The sequence below is a fragment of the Cutibacterium namnetense genome, assembly GCF_001642025.1.
Lineage (GTDB): Bacteria > Actinomycetota > Actinomycetes > Propionibacteriales > Propionibacteriaceae > Cutibacterium > Cutibacterium namnetense.
Genome location: NZ_LWHO01000001.1, coordinates 347,387 through 361,951, shown reverse-complemented (window position 1 = coordinate 361,951; position 14,565 = coordinate 347,387). Strand labels below are relative to the sequence as shown.

The window sequence follows — 14,565 nt, the reverse complement described above, 5'->3', positions numbered from 1 at the left end:
CGTCTGAACTCCCGAAATCCGTCAGGCCGTTTTATTTCTGTGGATAACCTCCCTACCCCCACCCAAACCCCCTGTGGACAACCGTTGTCGGGCATGACGATATGGGCCGCGCCCTCACAGCACGGCCCATATCGTCACAGTGCGCCCAACACCATTCCGGCAATAATCGGCACCACCCCAACCAGCAGGAAGGCTGGAAGGTGACAGCACACCAGCGGACCGATGGCGTCAACCCCCGCCTTGCGCGCCTTCTTCTCGGCCTTTTCTGCGGCTGCGACTTGAAGCTGCGCAGCATGGGCCGACAGCAGTTCACTAATCCCTTCACCAGAGTTCACGGCTCGTGAAACGTCCTGAGCAGGATCACGCCACACCGCTACCGATGCGAGTTCGTTCCAAGCCTTCGAGTCCGGCACTCCTGCCGCCAAGGACGACGCCAATCGACGCAAGTCTTCAGCACATGGCCCTTCCAACGACTCAGCAACCGTCCCTACTGCGGACCGCAATGGCAGCCCAGCTTCCATCGCGCTCGAGAGCATCATGAGGGTCTCGGGTAATTGGGCCGCCCGACGCTGTTCCATTTGTCTATGCCCCGATGACTCAAGCCGACCAGAGCCCCACCAGACCACCGCTCCGGCAACCACAGATAGCCCCGCCGCTACCGGAAGCGGCCACGGCACCCCGACAACGGTCGCGCAGGCTGCAACGAGCCCCGCCAGCATTCGCATCTCCGCTGCTGGGGCACCTGGGCGAGGAGCTAACCAAAGGGGAGGTGGTCTGCGACCCTGGGTGCGTGTTCGTGCTGTCTGCGGGACGACCAACCACGCCGCGATACCGGCCATAATCATCGCCGGCAGGAGGGTTCCCGTCACATCGACGCCATTCATGGCAGTGCCTCCCTCGCTACCCGGTCAGCCAAAGATTCGCTCCACAACACCCCAAGACACGCGAGAAGGGTCGCTCCCACCAGACAGCCTCTCCCCAGCCATGTGGTGGTGAGGAACACCGTGGGTCGTGCTCCGATGACATGGCCCATGAGCAATCCGACCAGGGGTAGCAGACCCATAATCCGCCCCGACGCCCGAGCAGCCGCGAGTTCGGAGTCCAGGGTGGCTTCCAGGCGGGCTCGTCGAGCTGTTCCTTCCGCCACGGATCTCGCCGCTGGGGCTAGGGGTGCACCTGTCGTCGCCGCCAAGTGCCACGCATGGGCTAGTGGCACCAGGCCAGCCATCCCTGGTTGTCGGGAGGTAGCCATAAGGGCGTCGGGAACACTTCCGCCCACTGCTTGAGCCCGCCGAGCCTGAGCCAATACCTCGACGTCACTAGCCACGTGTTCTAAAGCAACAGCGGGGATTTCCCCCACCGACACCCGTCCCGCCAAAGCCCTTGTCGCCCGCGCAACTTCGCGGCCACCCTTAAGAATCTGAGCTCTTCGACGCTGACGCCGCACGACGACGAGTACCGTCTGGCCTACCGCCACCGCCATAACGGCCCACACCACACCGCCCGCGCCAAAGAGCAACCAGGCCGCCACGAAGCCCACCGGTACTCCCGACCACGCTGGCAGATGCCGCCCCTCCTGCTTCCTCGTGGCAGGTGGCATCATCATCCACACCGCTAAACCTATGAGCACAGCGGCCCCGATGACTGTCACCGCGCCACCTCCATTCCGAGCAGCTGCGACAATCTCCCCGCACCGTCGCCAGGAGTCATCACGCCGTCCGCATCCCACCGCACGGCGGGTAGGACCACAGCTCGACCCTCGACATCGACGAAGACCCCAATCTCTGCCACCCGTCGTCCCCTCTCTCCCCTCTCCACGTGAATGACGGCGTGGAGGGCTGCGGTGATCTGAGCCGATGCCGCCTCCCGAGATAACCCACCCAAAGCTGCCAGAGCCTCCAGACGTGCCGGCACCTCTGCCACGCCGTTAGCGTGCACTGTCCCGCAACCACCTTCGTGACCGGTGTTGAGGGCCATGAGGAGATCTCGCAGTTCCGCTCCTCGCACCTCTCCAAGGACGATCCGGTCGGGTCTCATTCGCAAACACTGCCGAACCAAGTCAGTCAGAGTCACCGATCCTTTGCCCTCAGAATTGGCTGCCCGGGCCTCCATAGACACCCAGTGCGGATGGTCGATCCAGATCTCCCGGGAGTCCTCCACGATGACCAATCGTTGGTCTGGCGGCAAGCTCGTCAGCATCGCTGAAAGTAGGGTCGTCTTGCCGGTTCCAGTACCCCCAGTCACCAAAAACGCCAATTTCCGGCTCAAAATCGTGTCGATCATGCGTCGGCACCCCGGCGCCATCGATCCCCCGGCCACCCAGTCGTCGAGGGAGAGGCAACGTCGAGACGGCACTCGCAAACTGAGACAAGTCCCCGGCCTTGCCAGCACGTCCAAGACAGCGTGGACCCTGGTGCCATCGGGCAGTCTGGCATCCACCCAGGGGTTGCCGTCATCGAGCCGGCGCCCCACCGCTGCAGCCAGCCGCACTGCCAGCGCCCTTACTTCCTCCGGCCCGCTGAAGGTGACGTCAGTCAGCTCTAGACCTTGTCCACGGTCGATAAACACGTGATCGGGACCGTTGACGAGGACGTCAGTGACGCCATCCATCACCAGCAGAGGATCCAGTCGCCCAGCCCCAGTACTGGTGCGTCGCAGCTCTTCAACAACCGCCAGTACGGTTTTATCTGAAGCCACCCGGCCACAATCGAGAATGGCATGGGCTACATCCATCGGCGTCCAGCCCCGCGCGAGACCAGCCAGTCGGCGTCGCACCTGCTCGACGAGCTCGAGATCCGGCTCCTCCCCACTCATGATCCCATCACCTGCCTCACGAGCTCAGCGCACCCGCGACGCCAGCGCTGGGAGGCCACCACCCATGGCGCTTCTCCGGCCCCCTGGCCACGCGCCAGTCGGCGGTCATCCTTGATCGTCAGATCTGGCCGAACCCCCAACACCGACTCGACGTCCTCGTCAGGCATGGAGCGCCCCGGTCCCCGCCGCGCAACTAGGAGGTCCGGAAGGTCCCGCCCTCTGGCCGTCATCACAGATCTGAGATCGGCTGATACCACGCCGATCCGGACGTCTACTGTGATCTCCGGGGCGTCTAGACCTCCCGGATCCACGACGACAAGATCGTGATCGCCGGCCAGGGAATCGATCACAGCTCTACGAGCTGCTGGCGGCACGTGGGTACCAACCCTGCCTGCGCTCACCACCTCGACGCCGTCAAGGGAAGGCAAATGAGACCCTAGATCAGTCGTCACCCCGCGCGCCGACGCTAACTCGGGCCACCGCCACCCATCTTTTCGCTCAATACCCAACAGCAGATCGATCCCACCGCCACTGGCATCAAGTTCAACTAACCCAGTCTTCATCCCCGACTTCGCAGCGGCCCATGCCAGGCCTGTTGCCAGGGTGCTTACCCCAGTCCCGCCTCCGCTCGACTTCACCTGCACCACCGTGGCCCTTGATGTCGTCGCCAGTTCGTCATGGAGAATCTCAGTAAGCACCTGGTTGGCTCGTGGCACGACGATGACGCTGGCCGATAGTCCTGCCGACCACCGTGCGGCCTCCTCGGCGTCAAAACCAACGACATGGGTGCTCGGGCGGGAGGGCAGCCCCCATGCCATCACCGACCCAGCCATGTCCGCCCCAACCAGCAACGGGCTATGCCTCGGCCAGACACGCGACACGGCTTCCCGGCTGCCCATGACATCGACACCGACCCCACCGCTGGCAGCGACTGATCCGACGACTTCCGCCAACCGACTATCCCGGGTCACCAGGGCGACCGCCGTCTCCTCCGGGGCAGCGCTATGCGCAGGCCGACGCGCGGCAGCGTCCCGTCCCTGTCCAAGAATCTTCATACCTTCAGTTGTCGTCGGAAGCAGCAGAATCCGTCACCCAATTTCAGATCTGTGGAAAACGGCCAACTCGCCGACAAAACCCCTGTGGACAACCCTGGCTCCAGCGAGTCCCTCTACAATCGGGGCCATGGCAGTCTCCTCCACACCGCGTCTTCCCAGCGGCACATTCGAATGGCTGACTGCCGGACATGTGGACCCAAGCAGTCGAGTCATCGTGCTGTGCCCGACCGTCGCCCATTGCCGAGCCGTTGCCTCTCACGGGGCTGACGTCCTAGCCGTTCATCGCGATCCCGACACCGCAGCGAAACTCAACCGCATCCCTGGCGTCATGGCTGTCTGCGGGTCTCCTGAATCGTTACCTCTTAATCCCGCCAGCTTCGACGCTGTCTTGGTGCACCAGAGCTTTCACGAATTGGCCCCCGGTCTCGTCTTGCCCGAAATCGCCCGCGTCCTGCGCCCGGACAGTGTCCTCGGCGTCTCCTGGCTGGTACGCGATGACACCGTCCCGTGGGTTAAGCGGCTTGCGGCGCTGCTGCGCACCGTCGATGAAAATGCCATGAGCGGTGACTATGGCACCGAGTCAGTACATGAGCTCATCTCCAGCAAGTACTTCCCGGAGGACGAGCACACCACCAAGCGTCTGTGGGTGCCGGTCGACCGGGACTCTCTCATCGCCATGGCCGCAGCCCGACCGGCGGTCCGGGCCCTCGGCTCTGACGCCCGCTCCAACTTGCTCACACAGGTTGCCGCACTCGCCGACGATTCTGCCGGGACTAGCGGGTTGCGTCTGCCCTATCAGCTTGAATGCTGGCGAGCCTGGGTCGACCACGATGAGCTCACCACCCCTATTCGTCCCCATGACGACGGCCTGACGATTACGCTCTGAGCCCGCTTATACCGTTCCCGTTCACCACGTGAACGCCGATCGGTGACGTCACACCCATTTGGTATGTTTTATAACAAGGTGTGCCGGGAAGTCTGGTCGGCGTGGCTTTGTCCTCTATCCCACTGCGCCCATGCCACGGGTACCCGAAAGGCATTCATGACGGATTCCCACAAGAACAAGCGGCCTCGCAAGAGCATCCTACGACCGGTAACAGGCCCTAACGCCCTTCACCTGTCCGATATCCTCCGAAACGAGACCACCGGTGGCATGCTGATGCTGGCAGCCACCGTCGCAGCCCTCTTGTGGGCCAATCTTGATCACTCCTCGTACCACTTCTTCCGTGAGCTAACTCTTGGTCCTCTCACGATTGAGCAGTGGGCGGCTGACGGCCTCCTGACGGTCTTCTTCTTCATCGCAGGCCTAGAGCTCAAACGAGAGTTCGTTGAAGGTTCGCTATCGCGACCCGCCGACGCACTAGTCCCCATCACTGCCGCCGTCTGCGGAATGGTGTTTCCTGCCGGCATCTACACGTTGTTCAACGTGCTGACCTCCAGTGGACATCCGGCAGGTTGGGCCATCCCGATGGCAACCGACATTGCGTTCGCCTTGGCGGTACTAGCCATCGTCGGGGCAGGCTTGCCACAGGCAGTACGCGCCTTCCTACTCACCTTGGCCATTGCCGATGACCTCGGCTCGATCATTGTGATCGCGGTCTTTTTTTCCGAAGGGCTAGACATCTGGTGGCTCGCCGGTGCGATAGCCTGCATCGCCCTATGGGGAGTACTGCAGCACTTCCACCTCGATAACGGATGGTGGTACGTGCCGATCTTCATCGTTGGGTGGTGGTGCATGCTGCACTCCGGCGTCCACGCCACCATCGCCGGCGTCGCTTTCGGCCTCCTGACCCGCACCGAGGAGGACGTCCTCGACGACCCTGTTGACCGCTGGCAGCACACGGTGGAGCCATGGTCGGCCGGTGCCGTCGTCCCTTTTTTCGCCCTGATGAGCGCTGGTGTCCAAGTCAACGGGAGGATGTTCCTGGCCCTGTGGACTCATCCGATCTCGCTGGGAATCATCTGCGGACTCATCCTCGGCAAGACCATCGGTATCACCTTCGGCTCCTGGCTCACTGCCCGATTCACCTCGGCTGAGTTGGGGCGCGGCGTCGTGTGGCGCGACATCATCGCGGTAGCGATGTTGGCAGGCATCGGATTCACCGTGTCGATGCTCATGACCGACCTCTCCTTCCCGAAGAGTCATGAGTTCGCGGACGAAGCCAAGGCTTCTGTGCTCGTAGCTTCCTTCTTGGCAGCCGTCGTCGGTGGTGGCATGTTGCGCCATCGCGGCAAGAGACACGCCATATGGAATGCCAAGCATCCCCATGATGTTCCGGTAGCTGCCGGCAGCTCCACCGACTGAGGCCAGCTCCCTTGACAACAACTCAACCCGAATACAGCAGACCGAGCCGATTCCGGTTAGGCTGAGATCACCACATTCATAACGCGGAGGCATCCCATGGCAGACAAGCTCCCGGTTGGCGACACGATCGACAACCTCAAGACAGACAGCCAGAAATTCGTCCAGGACTCCAAGGCGTTAGTGACGGCGGAGATTAAGCCTGCTGCTAAGCACGCCGGGATTGGTGCCGGCATGTTTGGAGGCGCTGGTTACTTCGGCATCGTCGGCGCATCGGTGCTGTGGTTGTGCGGTGCTTTTGCCTTCTCCTTCATGTGGCAGCACATTGGCGGGTGGGACATCCTGCTCTCCCTGGTCGTCGGCTTCGCGACGATGGCTGTCGTCCTGTTCATCCTGGCTGGCATCCTCGCCCTGGTCGGCAAGGGCCAGATCTCCCAGGTGAAGGCTCCGACGGGCGTCGTTGACGAGGCTAAGTCGACCCTTGAGGCCGTCAAGTCTGCCGTCGCCCGCGGCAAGTACAACGCCACTGCCCGTCACAGCATCGACGCCAACGAAGCTTCTTCCCAGGCCGCTCCGGTAGCCGGCGGCGCCACAGCTACCCGCGACTGAGCCACACTGTTGAGGCCCTCCTACAACAGTGTGGGAGGGCCATCGCATTTATCGGCCGTCACGGCCTGAAAAAGCCCGCACCTCAAGGAATGTCATGTGGCGTCGTCGGCTCCGGCAGGTGTGAGGCTCCCAGATATCCCTCCGGAATCTTCACCATGCGCTCCCGGTCCCACGGTCGAGACCATCCGCCGCGATCCAGCAAAGCGTCGAGAACGTGCGCGGTGAATCCCCACACGAATAGGTCGGGCAGAATGAACGCCGGACCGCGATGCCCCGAGGGGTGACGCGTGGTGGCGCGAGCCGCCGGATTTGCCAGATCAGCCAGTCTCACCCGGTGCACCATGGCCACCTCGGCAGGATCCACGATCCCGACTGTCCCTGCCCCACTCCAAGTGGCGACGACGGTGGTGACATCAGAACTGCTTGCAGCCACGTGGGCAGCCGGCAGCACTCCCTTGACGGTCACGAGTCGTCCGTCCAGTCCCACCTCCTCGTGGGCCTCCCGTAGTGCGGTATCGACGATCGTCTCGTCGGTGTCCTCGGCCCGACCTCCAGGTAGGGCTACTTGGCCCGCGTGATGGCGCAAGGACAGCGGTCGTCGAGTCAGGACAATATCGTTGTCTACCTCACTGACAAGGGCTAACACCGCCGATGACCGTCCGCTGCCAGGTCGTCGGCCCACTGAGAAATCAGGGTCGTCATGGCCGAGACTGGCGATGAGAGTACTTAGGTGACTCATGGCGTTGTCTCAATGGCTTTGTCGATAGCACGGTCAAGCTCCCGCTGGGAACGCCACCGGCCACTGTGGCGGGTGACGATGGTTCCGTCGCGCACGATGAAGGTGACGGGCACCCCACTGATCTGCCAAGCGCCCTGGATAGTGCTGTCGGGATCCTGGAGGTGAGGGAAGGTCAGACCCGCGTCACCCGCAAACGAGATGGCCTCGGATGCGTCAGATTCGGCGTAGTCGACCCCGAGGAAGTGCACCCGGTCGTGATACTTGCGGTATGCCGTTGCGATGAGCGGAGCCTCACTGCGACATGGCCGACACCATGACGCCCAGATCGTCACGACGGTCACGCCCTTCGACGTCGCCCGGGACATGGAGATCGTCGGCCCTTCGCCAAGGCAGCGCAGGCCGTGATCGGGCATCGGCTGACCCTCCGTAGCCGTCCCGGAACTTTTCGCGATTGGCCCCGACGGCAGCTGCGAGCATCCTGGTATCCCGGCATTCTTGCGCTGGTTAGCCATGTCTGCGTCTCCCCCGCAGCCAGCAAACATGACGGCGACCAGCGCCGCGCCAAGAACCTTCATTCCCTTCATCGGCGCGGCTCCCGGACTAGCTTGGCGGCCTCTTCAGGGTCGGTCGGCCCTGCCCCGAAAGAGGGGCACCACTCGGCGACCGGGCACACCCCGCAAGCAGGGCGCCGGGAGTGACAGCACCGGCGTCCGTGCCAGATGAGGCGGTGGCACAACATCACCCATTCGGACGGGTCAAAGAGTTCAGCCAGGTCAGTTTCCACCTTGGCGGGGGTATTCGCGTCGGTCCAACCTAGACGTCGAGACACCCGCATGACATGGGTGTCAGGGGTGATTCCGGGGACCCCGAAAGCATTACCCAAGACGACATTGGCGGTCTTGCGGCCAACTCCGGGCAGGGTCACCAGAGAGTCGAGATCGTCGGGGATGACGCCGTCAAAATTATCGACGAGCTTTGCGGCCATCGACACAAGGCGCACTGCTCGAGTAGGTCCAAATCCCAGCGGGGCCACTATTGCCTGGACCTCGCCAATGTCCGCACCCGCTAATGCCTGGGGGTCAGGCCAACGGTTGAACAACGTGGGTGTGACGGTATTGACTCGCCGATCCGTCGTCTGGGCCGACAACACGGTGGCAACGAGCAGTTGGTACGGCCCGTCGTAATTCAACTCGCAGCGCGCATCTGGATAAGCCTTGCTAAGGAGTGCTTCCACCTCATCGGCGCAGGCTCGGCAATCCTCCCGTTGAGGTCGGGAAGCGATAGGGGATGCTGCCATGTGTTTAAGCATAGGAGGAGAATCGGAGCCCGGTGTCATTACAGAATGTGACACCTGCCACAATGTAGGCACATGCTCGGCAACGAATGGTCGAACAATGCAGGTGTTCATGAGGGAGATTTTCGGATGGCAGATGTGGTGGCAACAGCGACGACCCAACCGTTTTTCGCAACTCTCGGGCCCGCCTCGGCCGCCCGAATCATGGCCATGTGCGAGACGTTAGTCTGCCCGCGAAATACGGTGATCTTCGAGGCCGGAAACCCGGCTGACAACCTGTACCTCGTTATCGAGGGAAAGGTGAAGCTCACCCGATCCACAACTGCCGAAGATCTCACTCCCCGCGACTCTCTGCTGTGGCTTATGGGCCCCGGTGACATGTTTGGGGAACTGTCGCTGGTTGACGGCGGAACCCGCTCCACGACGGCCACTACTCTCACCCGTTGTAGCCTGCTCAAGGCTCCGGGAGCGCACATGCTCGAGCTCGTTAAGGGCCGTCACGACGTCGCCTTGACTATGTTGGGAAGGCTGTCGGAACGCCTGCGGCGAGCCGACGACAACACCGCCCATTTTGTCTCTGGTGACGTCCCAAGCCGGTTGGCGTACACCTTGCTCGACCTGGCGCGACGCTTCGGTACCGAGAACCCGTCGACTGGGCACATCGTGGTGCGTCACGACCTCACCCAGCATGAGCTCGCCCAGGCCGTCGGCTCCTCCCGAGAGACCGTCAACAAGGCGCTGACTGACTTCGCCACGCGTGGATGGATCGCGGCGCGGCCCAAGGTTGTCACCATCATGGAGCCGGAGAAATTAGCTTCCCGAGCCAACTGAATTCGCAAGACCCCAGACCGATGAGTTTGGGGGCCAGGCGTTGACACCTAGCCCCCCAGTTATTGTTCTGGAATAACCCAGATCAGACTTCGACGGTCAGTTCGACCTCAACTGCCGATCCGAGCGGCAGGGTGGCCACCCCGACGGCGCTGCGGGCGTGACGGCCATGTTCACCAAAGACCTGACCAAGTAGCTGAGAGGCACCGTTGGCTACCGCAGCCTGACCGGTGAAGTCCGGGGCGGAGTTGACGAAGACGACCACCCGAACGACCCGCTTAATGGCGTCCAGACCACCGGCCACGTCAGCCGCAGCTGCGATGGCGTTGAGAGCAGCGGCGCGAGCGGCCTCAGCGGCCTGCTCAGCGGAAACGGTGTCTCCCACCTTGCCGGCGACAGTCAATTCGCCGTCAACGAAGGGCAACTGACCCGAGGTAAGAATCTGTGATCCGGTCTGAATGGCCGGCACGTAATCGGCTACCGGGGCCGCAACTGGGGGAAGAGTAATCCCCAACTCGGCACACCTCGTTGTGGCGCTCATCGGGACTGCTCCTGATCAGGCAGCGGGCGTTTGAAATAACCCACTAGCGACTCGGGGTTGGGGCCGGGGACGATCTGGACAAGTTCCCAGCCGTCGGCTCCGAAATTATTGAGGATCTGCTGCGAGGCGTGCACGAGAATCGGTGCTGTGAAGTACTCCCATCGGGTCATGACTTCACCCTAGCCGCTTTCGTCAGAGTTCCCTGGTCGGTCAGCAGCACGTCGTGCCAGCTCGTCACGTCTGGACGTTCACGCAGCAGGCGTCGCCTCTCACGTTCGGTCATGCCGCCCCATACTCCCCACTCAAGCCGGTTATCCAAGGCCTCAGCAAGGCATTCCGGACGGACGCGACAGTCAGCGCAAATACGCCTAGCTCGGCGCTGCTCTTTTCCGTCCGGGAAGAGGGCATCTGCCATACCGCGGCAATTTGCCTGGAGTGTCCAATCGTCAGCTTCATTGCTTCCCACGAACTTCACGGTACGCGATACGGATGTCTTTTGACAAGGGACAAAATTAGCGAACTGGCTGCGCAGTGGACCACGCCGATGCCTTTGCCGGTCCGGTTGCTCAAAACCCAGTTATCCCCGCCCTGAAGCTGATGATTCCTATGCGGACATGATCGCCACCGCCAGCAGTGGCGCGGTTGGCGAGCCGACGGGCACGCAGGAAAACCTGTTCGCCCTGCGCGATTATGACCCTGAGGACCGTCTTTTCTCCCCCACGCTGGGGGGTGGAGTGACCCTAGACTTCGGCGTCTACGCTCTCGATTTCGCCATTCGTTTTTTAGGAGAGCTCACCGAGGTTAGCGTCATGGATGATCAACGCCACCTGCACGCGGTTGGTCACCCCGAGCTTCCCATGGATTCGCGTAATCTGCGCCTTGACGGTAGCAACCGATAGGTACTCCTGTTTAGCGATCTGCGCGTTGGTCAACCCCTGTCCAACGGCCAGGGCCACGGCACGCTCGCGCTCGGTAAGTTCCTCCAGAAGTCGACGAGCGCTGTCCTGACGCGATGAGTTGGCCGAACGCGTCGCCAGCTTAATGACCTGGGAGACCACGCTCGGCGACAGTGCCTGCTCGCCAGCCGCAACCTGCAAGATAGCCTCGACCATCCGCGGCGGCGGCGTGTCCTTGAGGAGAAAACCGTCCGCCCCTACGGTCAACGCTCGCAGCACCAGGTCGTCGGAGTCGAACGTCGTCAGGACGATGATCCTTGGAGGTTCAGGCAAGGCCTGCAAGCGTCGAGTCGCCTCGAGCCCATCGACACGAGGCATACGGATGTCCATGAGGACGACGTCGGGCCGATGCTCGGTGACGAGGTCGACTGCCTCGTCACCGTCAGATCCCTCCCCGACAACCTGCAAGGATGGTGACCCGCCGAGGATAAGCCGTAGTCCGGCCCGGACCAAGGGGTCGTCATCAACGATGAGGATCGTCACCACGGGAACCACACCTTCAGCTCGAATCGGCCGTCGTTGGTAGCACCGGCACTGATCTTTCCGGCGACCATCTCGGCTCGTTGACGCAATCCTTCCAGCCCGGCACCCGAACCTGGTATCGGATGATTCGGAGCCGTCGCGGGAAGGGGATTCGAAACGACGACGCCCAGCCCCTGACCAGGCCCACCCGAAATAGTGACGTCTACGGCACAGTCGGGAGCATGTTTGCGGGCATTGGTCAGACCCTCTTGGATGACGCGGTAGGCGTGCCTGCCCACTGCCGTCGGCAAACCGTTGAAGGAGTCCGTCTGCTGGTGAACTCGCACCTGCTGCCCACCAAACCTGGCCTCGTCGACGAGTTGCGGAAAGTCGGCGACGGTCGGCTGTGGCTTATCGGGTGACCCCGAGATGTCTGAACCCCGCAAGGTGCCCAGCATGGCGCGCAACTCTTCGAGACTGTCGTGGGCATTTTCTCGGATTGTCGCAGCGATCTGCTGAGTCTCTTCTGACCCCAGGTCGTCTCGCCAGGACAAGGCCCCGGCATGCATTGAAATCAGGCTGAGCCGATGGGCCAAAACGTCATGCATTTCGCAGGCGATCCGGTTGCGTTCGGCCTGTTGACCAGCCAGCACGCGCAACTCCTGCTCTCGCTCGGCTGTCTCGGCACGCTCCTCGAGGCTGGCGACGAGGTCACGTCGCGCGCCGATCGACACACCGATGGCAACCATGATGCCCACCGACAGGACCCACAAAACGATGGCCCCGATAAGGTGATTCCACCGGTGACCCTCGATGAGGGCGATCGCTCCTTGGCCATCCCTGCTCCACCCCATGAACAGCGCAGCGACAATTCCGACCACCGAGACGGCAGTGATCTGACGCCAGCGTCGATGAGTCGCCAAACTCATCAGGGCCCACACTGCAACGACATTCACCGAGACGCACCAGATCGCCGCCACCACAACGGCCCAACACACCAAGAGTGGCCGCTGACGCCGCCACCTCATAACGAATATGGCCGCGGCCCCCACGACCAGGTCGAGGGTCGTGTGCCACCACGGCAGTCTCGAAACATCCGAGAAGCCAGCAAACCAACCGAGCACAGACGCCCCGTAACGGCACACCAGACCCCACCGGGATACCGGACGCCAACGGGCATCTAGACGAATGCCAACATCGACCATGGCCTCGGTTCTCCTCCGAATGGCGGGAATATGACTGGACTGATCGGGCAATAGCAAGATCGGGTACCTACCCAGATTACGGACGCAACATCGTCAGCCGCGCGCACCAATCCCGCATTTCGACCTTCGGATCGTCGCCGTCGACCTTAGTCGATACCACATGGTTCGACAGAACCATCGAACCCAGACCTTCACCACTGGCACCCGCCCGGCTGGCTGGAGTGGTATTTCAACCATGATCACGGTTTCACACCTCACCAAAAAATACGGCCGGCTCACCGCCGTTGATGACGTATCCTTCGGCGTCGAAGCCGGGTCGGTCACCGGATTCCTCGGCCCCAACGGGGCAGGTAAGTCGACCACCCTAAAATGCATCGTTGGTCTGTCCCAGCCGACCTCGGGTACAGCCACCGTTTTTGGGCGACCTTTCGTCACCCTGTCCAACCCGGCATTTCGGATCGGTGTCCTGCTCGATGCCTCGGCCATGCATCCGGGCCGCACTGGACGCGAGACCCTCATCACCGCAGCGACAGTCATCGGCACGCCCCGAGCCAGGATCGACGAGGTCCTTGAGCTGGTCGGTCTCACCCAGGCCGAGGCTCGTCGCCGAGTCGGTGCCTATTCACTTGGCATGAGGCAGCGCCTCGGGGTCGCTGTAGCCCTGTTGGGTAACCCCAGGACCCTCATCCTTGATGAACCCGCCAACGGTCTAGATCCCCAGGGCATCCGCTGGATGCGTACTTTGTTGCGCGACTTCGCCGACCGTGGCGGGGCTGTCCTGCTGAGTTCCCACCTACTCCACGAGGTACAGCTCATTGCTGACCGGGTCGTCATGATCGGCTCGGGACGCATCGTCGCCGACGACACCTTGGCCAACCTCACCGCCCGCCACGAAAACCTCGAGGACACCTTCTTCGAACTCACCACACCGACCAGCCGCGCCCAGCAGGGCTCCCCACAGACAGGACAGGCAGCATGACTGACATCGGGACCGCCAACGGAAAAGCATCCTTCGGAAACCTCATCATCGCTGAAACCCGCAAGCTCGTCGACACCCGGGCAAGCGTGTGGCTGCTGTCCATCACCGCTGCTCTCAGTTTGATCATCGCCGGCGTGAGCGGATGGGCGGTGACCCAGGTCCGCTCCGGTACGGTTTCGTGGCCGAGCCTGGTCTTCTTCCCCGCCATGCCCGTCAACGCGCTGCTGCCCGTCGTTGCCATTCTCATGGTCACTGCCGAGTGGAGTCATCGAACCGCGCTGACGACCTTTGTCATGACGCCACGACGCCACTTGGTGGCCGCCGCCCAGGGGATCGTCGCCGCAGCAGCTTCGGTCGTCGCCACCGTACTGGTTCTCGTCCTGACAGGAATCTCATGGCTGGTCGCTACGACCTTCCAACCCTCCGTAACCCTTATCGGAGCCAATTGGAAGGCGTTGCTCGGTGCCACCGCTACCACCCTCATCTACGTCCTCGTCGGCTTCGCTCTGGGCCTAGCGTTCCTCAACGCACCCGCCGCGATCATCGTGATACTGCTCGTCCCGACGACGGTCTTACCTATGGCCACCATCATCAAACAGCTTCGTGCCATCACCCCGTGGATCAATTACTTCCAGGCGGGGACACCATTAGCCGCAGGGACCATCCACGGCGTCGAATGGGGCCATCTAGCTACCAGCACAGCGCTGTGGATCGTCCTGCCGGTCATCATTGGACTGTGGCGTCAGCATGTGCGCGAGCCGTGACTCAGACACACCTTCGT

18 protein-coding genes and 1 pseudogene are annotated in these 14,565 nt (G+C 62.4%); 7 read left to right on the top strand and 12 right to left on the bottom strand.

Annotated elements, in window-relative coordinates; all coding sequences use genetic code 11:
• Positions 1–134: 134 nt before the first annotated feature.
• From A5483_RS12590 to ssd, 4 genes are read right to left on the bottom strand one after another with little or no spacing between them, the layout of a single operon-like run.
• Entirely contained in the window at positions 135–884 is a 750-nt protein-coding gene (locus A5483_RS12590) for a type II secretion system F family protein (RefSeq protein ID WP_325051180.1), read from the bottom strand.
• Positions 881–1,651: a type II secretion system F family protein gene (locus A5483_RS01455; RefSeq protein WP_063810798.1), complete on the bottom strand. Its 771-nt coding sequence runs from the start codon at positions 1,649–1,651 to the stop codon at positions 881–883. The genes A5483_RS12590 and A5483_RS01455 overlap by 4 nt, the downstream gene beginning before the upstream one ends.
• On the bottom strand, positions 1,648–2,814 hold the full coding sequence (locus A5483_RS01450; RefSeq protein WP_063810797.1) for a TadA family conjugal transfer-associated ATPase: 1,167 nt from the start codon (positions 2,812–2,814) through the stop codon (positions 1,648–1,650). The genes A5483_RS01455 and A5483_RS01450 overlap by 4 nt, the downstream gene beginning before the upstream one ends.
• A complete protein-coding gene (ssd, locus tag A5483_RS01445; RefSeq protein ID WP_042842909.1) occupies positions 2,811–3,869 on the bottom strand; it encodes a septum site-determining protein Ssd in 1,059 nt (352 codons plus the stop codon). Before ssd ends, A5483_RS01450 begins: the two co-directional genes overlap by 4 nt.
• Positions 3,870–4,083: 214 nt before the next feature.
• On the opposite strand from ssd, the gene A5483_RS01440 reads away from it, so the two are divergent.
• From A5483_RS01440 to A5483_RS01430, 3 genes are all read left to right on the top strand, one after another.
• The gene (locus tag A5483_RS01440; RefSeq protein ID WP_081474452.1) at positions 4,084–4,755 is read left to right on the top strand and encodes a class I SAM-dependent methyltransferase; all 672 of its coding nucleotides are present in this window, start codon (positions 4,084–4,086) and stop codon (positions 4,753–4,755) included.
• A 156-nt stretch (positions 4,756–4,911) separates the two neighbouring features.
• Entirely contained in the window at positions 4,912–6,174 is a 1,263-nt protein-coding gene (gene nhaA / locus A5483_RS01435; protein ID WP_042842907.1) for a Na+/H+ antiporter NhaA, read from the top strand.
• Positions 6,175–6,270: 96 nt separating this feature from the next.
• Positions 6,271–6,780 carry a phage holin family protein gene (locus tag A5483_RS01430; RefSeq protein ID WP_063810796.1) on the top strand — a complete coding sequence of 170 codons (510 nt, stop codon included), beginning with the start codon at positions 6,271–6,273 and terminating at the stop codon, positions 6,778–6,780.
• Between the two features lie 82 nt (positions 6,781–6,862).
• Here the strand turns inward: A5483_RS01430 and A5483_RS01425 are convergent, their stop codons facing one another.
• From A5483_RS01425 to nth, 3 genes are all read right to left on the bottom strand, one after another.
• Complete coding sequence (locus A5483_RS01425) at positions 6,863–7,426, bottom strand: NUDIX hydrolase (RefSeq protein WP_176607890.1); 564 nt, start codon at positions 7,424–7,426, stop codon at positions 6,863–6,865.
• 89 nt (positions 7,427–7,515) lie between these two features.
• Positions 7,516–8,103, bottom strand: a complete 588-nt coding sequence (locus A5483_RS01420) for a TlpA family protein disulfide reductase (protein WP_002549569.1) — start codon at positions 8,101–8,103, stop codon at positions 7,516–7,518.
• On the bottom strand, positions 8,100–8,828 hold the full coding sequence (nth, locus tag A5483_RS01415) for an endonuclease III (RefSeq protein WP_081474451.1): 729 nt from the start codon (positions 8,826–8,828) through the stop codon (positions 8,100–8,102). The genes A5483_RS01420 and nth overlap by 4 nt, the downstream gene beginning before the upstream one ends.
• Before the next feature lie 114 nt (positions 8,829–8,942).
• Between nth and A5483_RS01410 the strand changes: the two genes are divergently transcribed.
• Positions 8,943–9,644, top strand: a complete 702-nt coding sequence (locus A5483_RS01410) for a Crp/Fnr family transcriptional regulator (RefSeq protein ID WP_063810946.1) — start codon at positions 8,943–8,945, stop codon at positions 9,642–9,644.
• An 82-nt stretch (positions 9,645–9,726) separates the two neighbouring features.
• Here the strand turns inward: A5483_RS01410 and A5483_RS01405 are convergent, their stop codons facing one another.
• Genes A5483_RS01405 through A5483_RS01395 form a run of 3 tightly spaced genes read right to left on the bottom strand, consistent with a single transcriptional unit; the run spans position 9,727 to position 10,648 of the window.
• Positions 9,727–10,182, bottom strand: coding sequence for a RidA family protein (locus tag A5483_RS01405; RefSeq protein ID WP_002549583.1), 456 nt, complete (start codon positions 10,180–10,182; stop codon positions 9,727–9,729).
• Entirely contained in the window at positions 10,179–10,352 is a 174-nt protein-coding gene (locus tag A5483_RS11790) for a Sp36 family protein (protein WP_002549461.1), read from the bottom strand. Before A5483_RS11790 ends, A5483_RS01405 begins: the two co-directional genes overlap by 4 nt.
• Positions 10,349–10,648, bottom strand: coding sequence for a WhiB family transcriptional regulator (locus tag A5483_RS01395; RefSeq protein WP_081474464.1), 300 nt, complete (start codon positions 10,646–10,648; stop codon positions 10,349–10,351). Before A5483_RS01395 ends, A5483_RS11790 begins: the two co-directional genes overlap by 4 nt.
• Positions 10,649–10,817: 169 nt before the next feature.
• Between A5483_RS01395 and A5483_RS11075 the strand changes: the two are divergent.
• A pseudogene (locus A5483_RS11075) lies at positions 10,818–10,985 on the top strand (Gfo/Idh/MocA family protein); the annotation flags it as partial.
• Here A5483_RS11075 and A5483_RS01390 read toward each other — a convergent pair.
• Together A5483_RS01390 and A5483_RS01385 are read right to left on the bottom strand one after the other, a co-directional pair.
• Positions 10,965–11,624, bottom strand: coding sequence for a response regulator (locus A5483_RS01390; RefSeq protein WP_063810795.1), 660 nt, complete (start codon positions 11,622–11,624; stop codon positions 10,965–10,967). The pseudogene A5483_RS11075 and the gene A5483_RS01390 overlap by 21 nt on opposite strands.
• Positions 11,618–12,805 (bottom strand): sensor histidine kinase, encoded by a 1,188-nt coding sequence (locus tag A5483_RS01385; protein WP_063810794.1) that lies wholly within the window; start codon positions 12,803–12,805, stop codon positions 11,618–11,620. The genes A5483_RS01390 and A5483_RS01385 overlap by 7 nt, the downstream gene beginning before the upstream one ends.
• Positions 12,806–12,965: 160 nt before the next feature.
• On the opposite strand from A5483_RS01385, the gene A5483_RS01380 reads away from it, so the two are divergent.
• Both A5483_RS01380 and A5483_RS01375 read left to right on the top strand, forming a co-directional pair.
• Complete coding sequence (locus A5483_RS01380; protein WP_002549554.1) at positions 12,966–13,784, top strand: ABC transporter ATP-binding protein; 819 nt, start codon at positions 12,966–12,968, stop codon at positions 13,782–13,784.
• Positions 13,781–14,548, top strand: a complete 768-nt coding sequence (locus A5483_RS01375; RefSeq protein WP_063810793.1) for an ABC transporter permease — start codon at positions 13,781–13,783, stop codon at positions 14,546–14,548. The genes A5483_RS01380 and A5483_RS01375 overlap by 4 nt, the downstream gene beginning before the upstream one ends.
• Positions 14,549–14,565 lie beyond the last annotated feature (17 nt).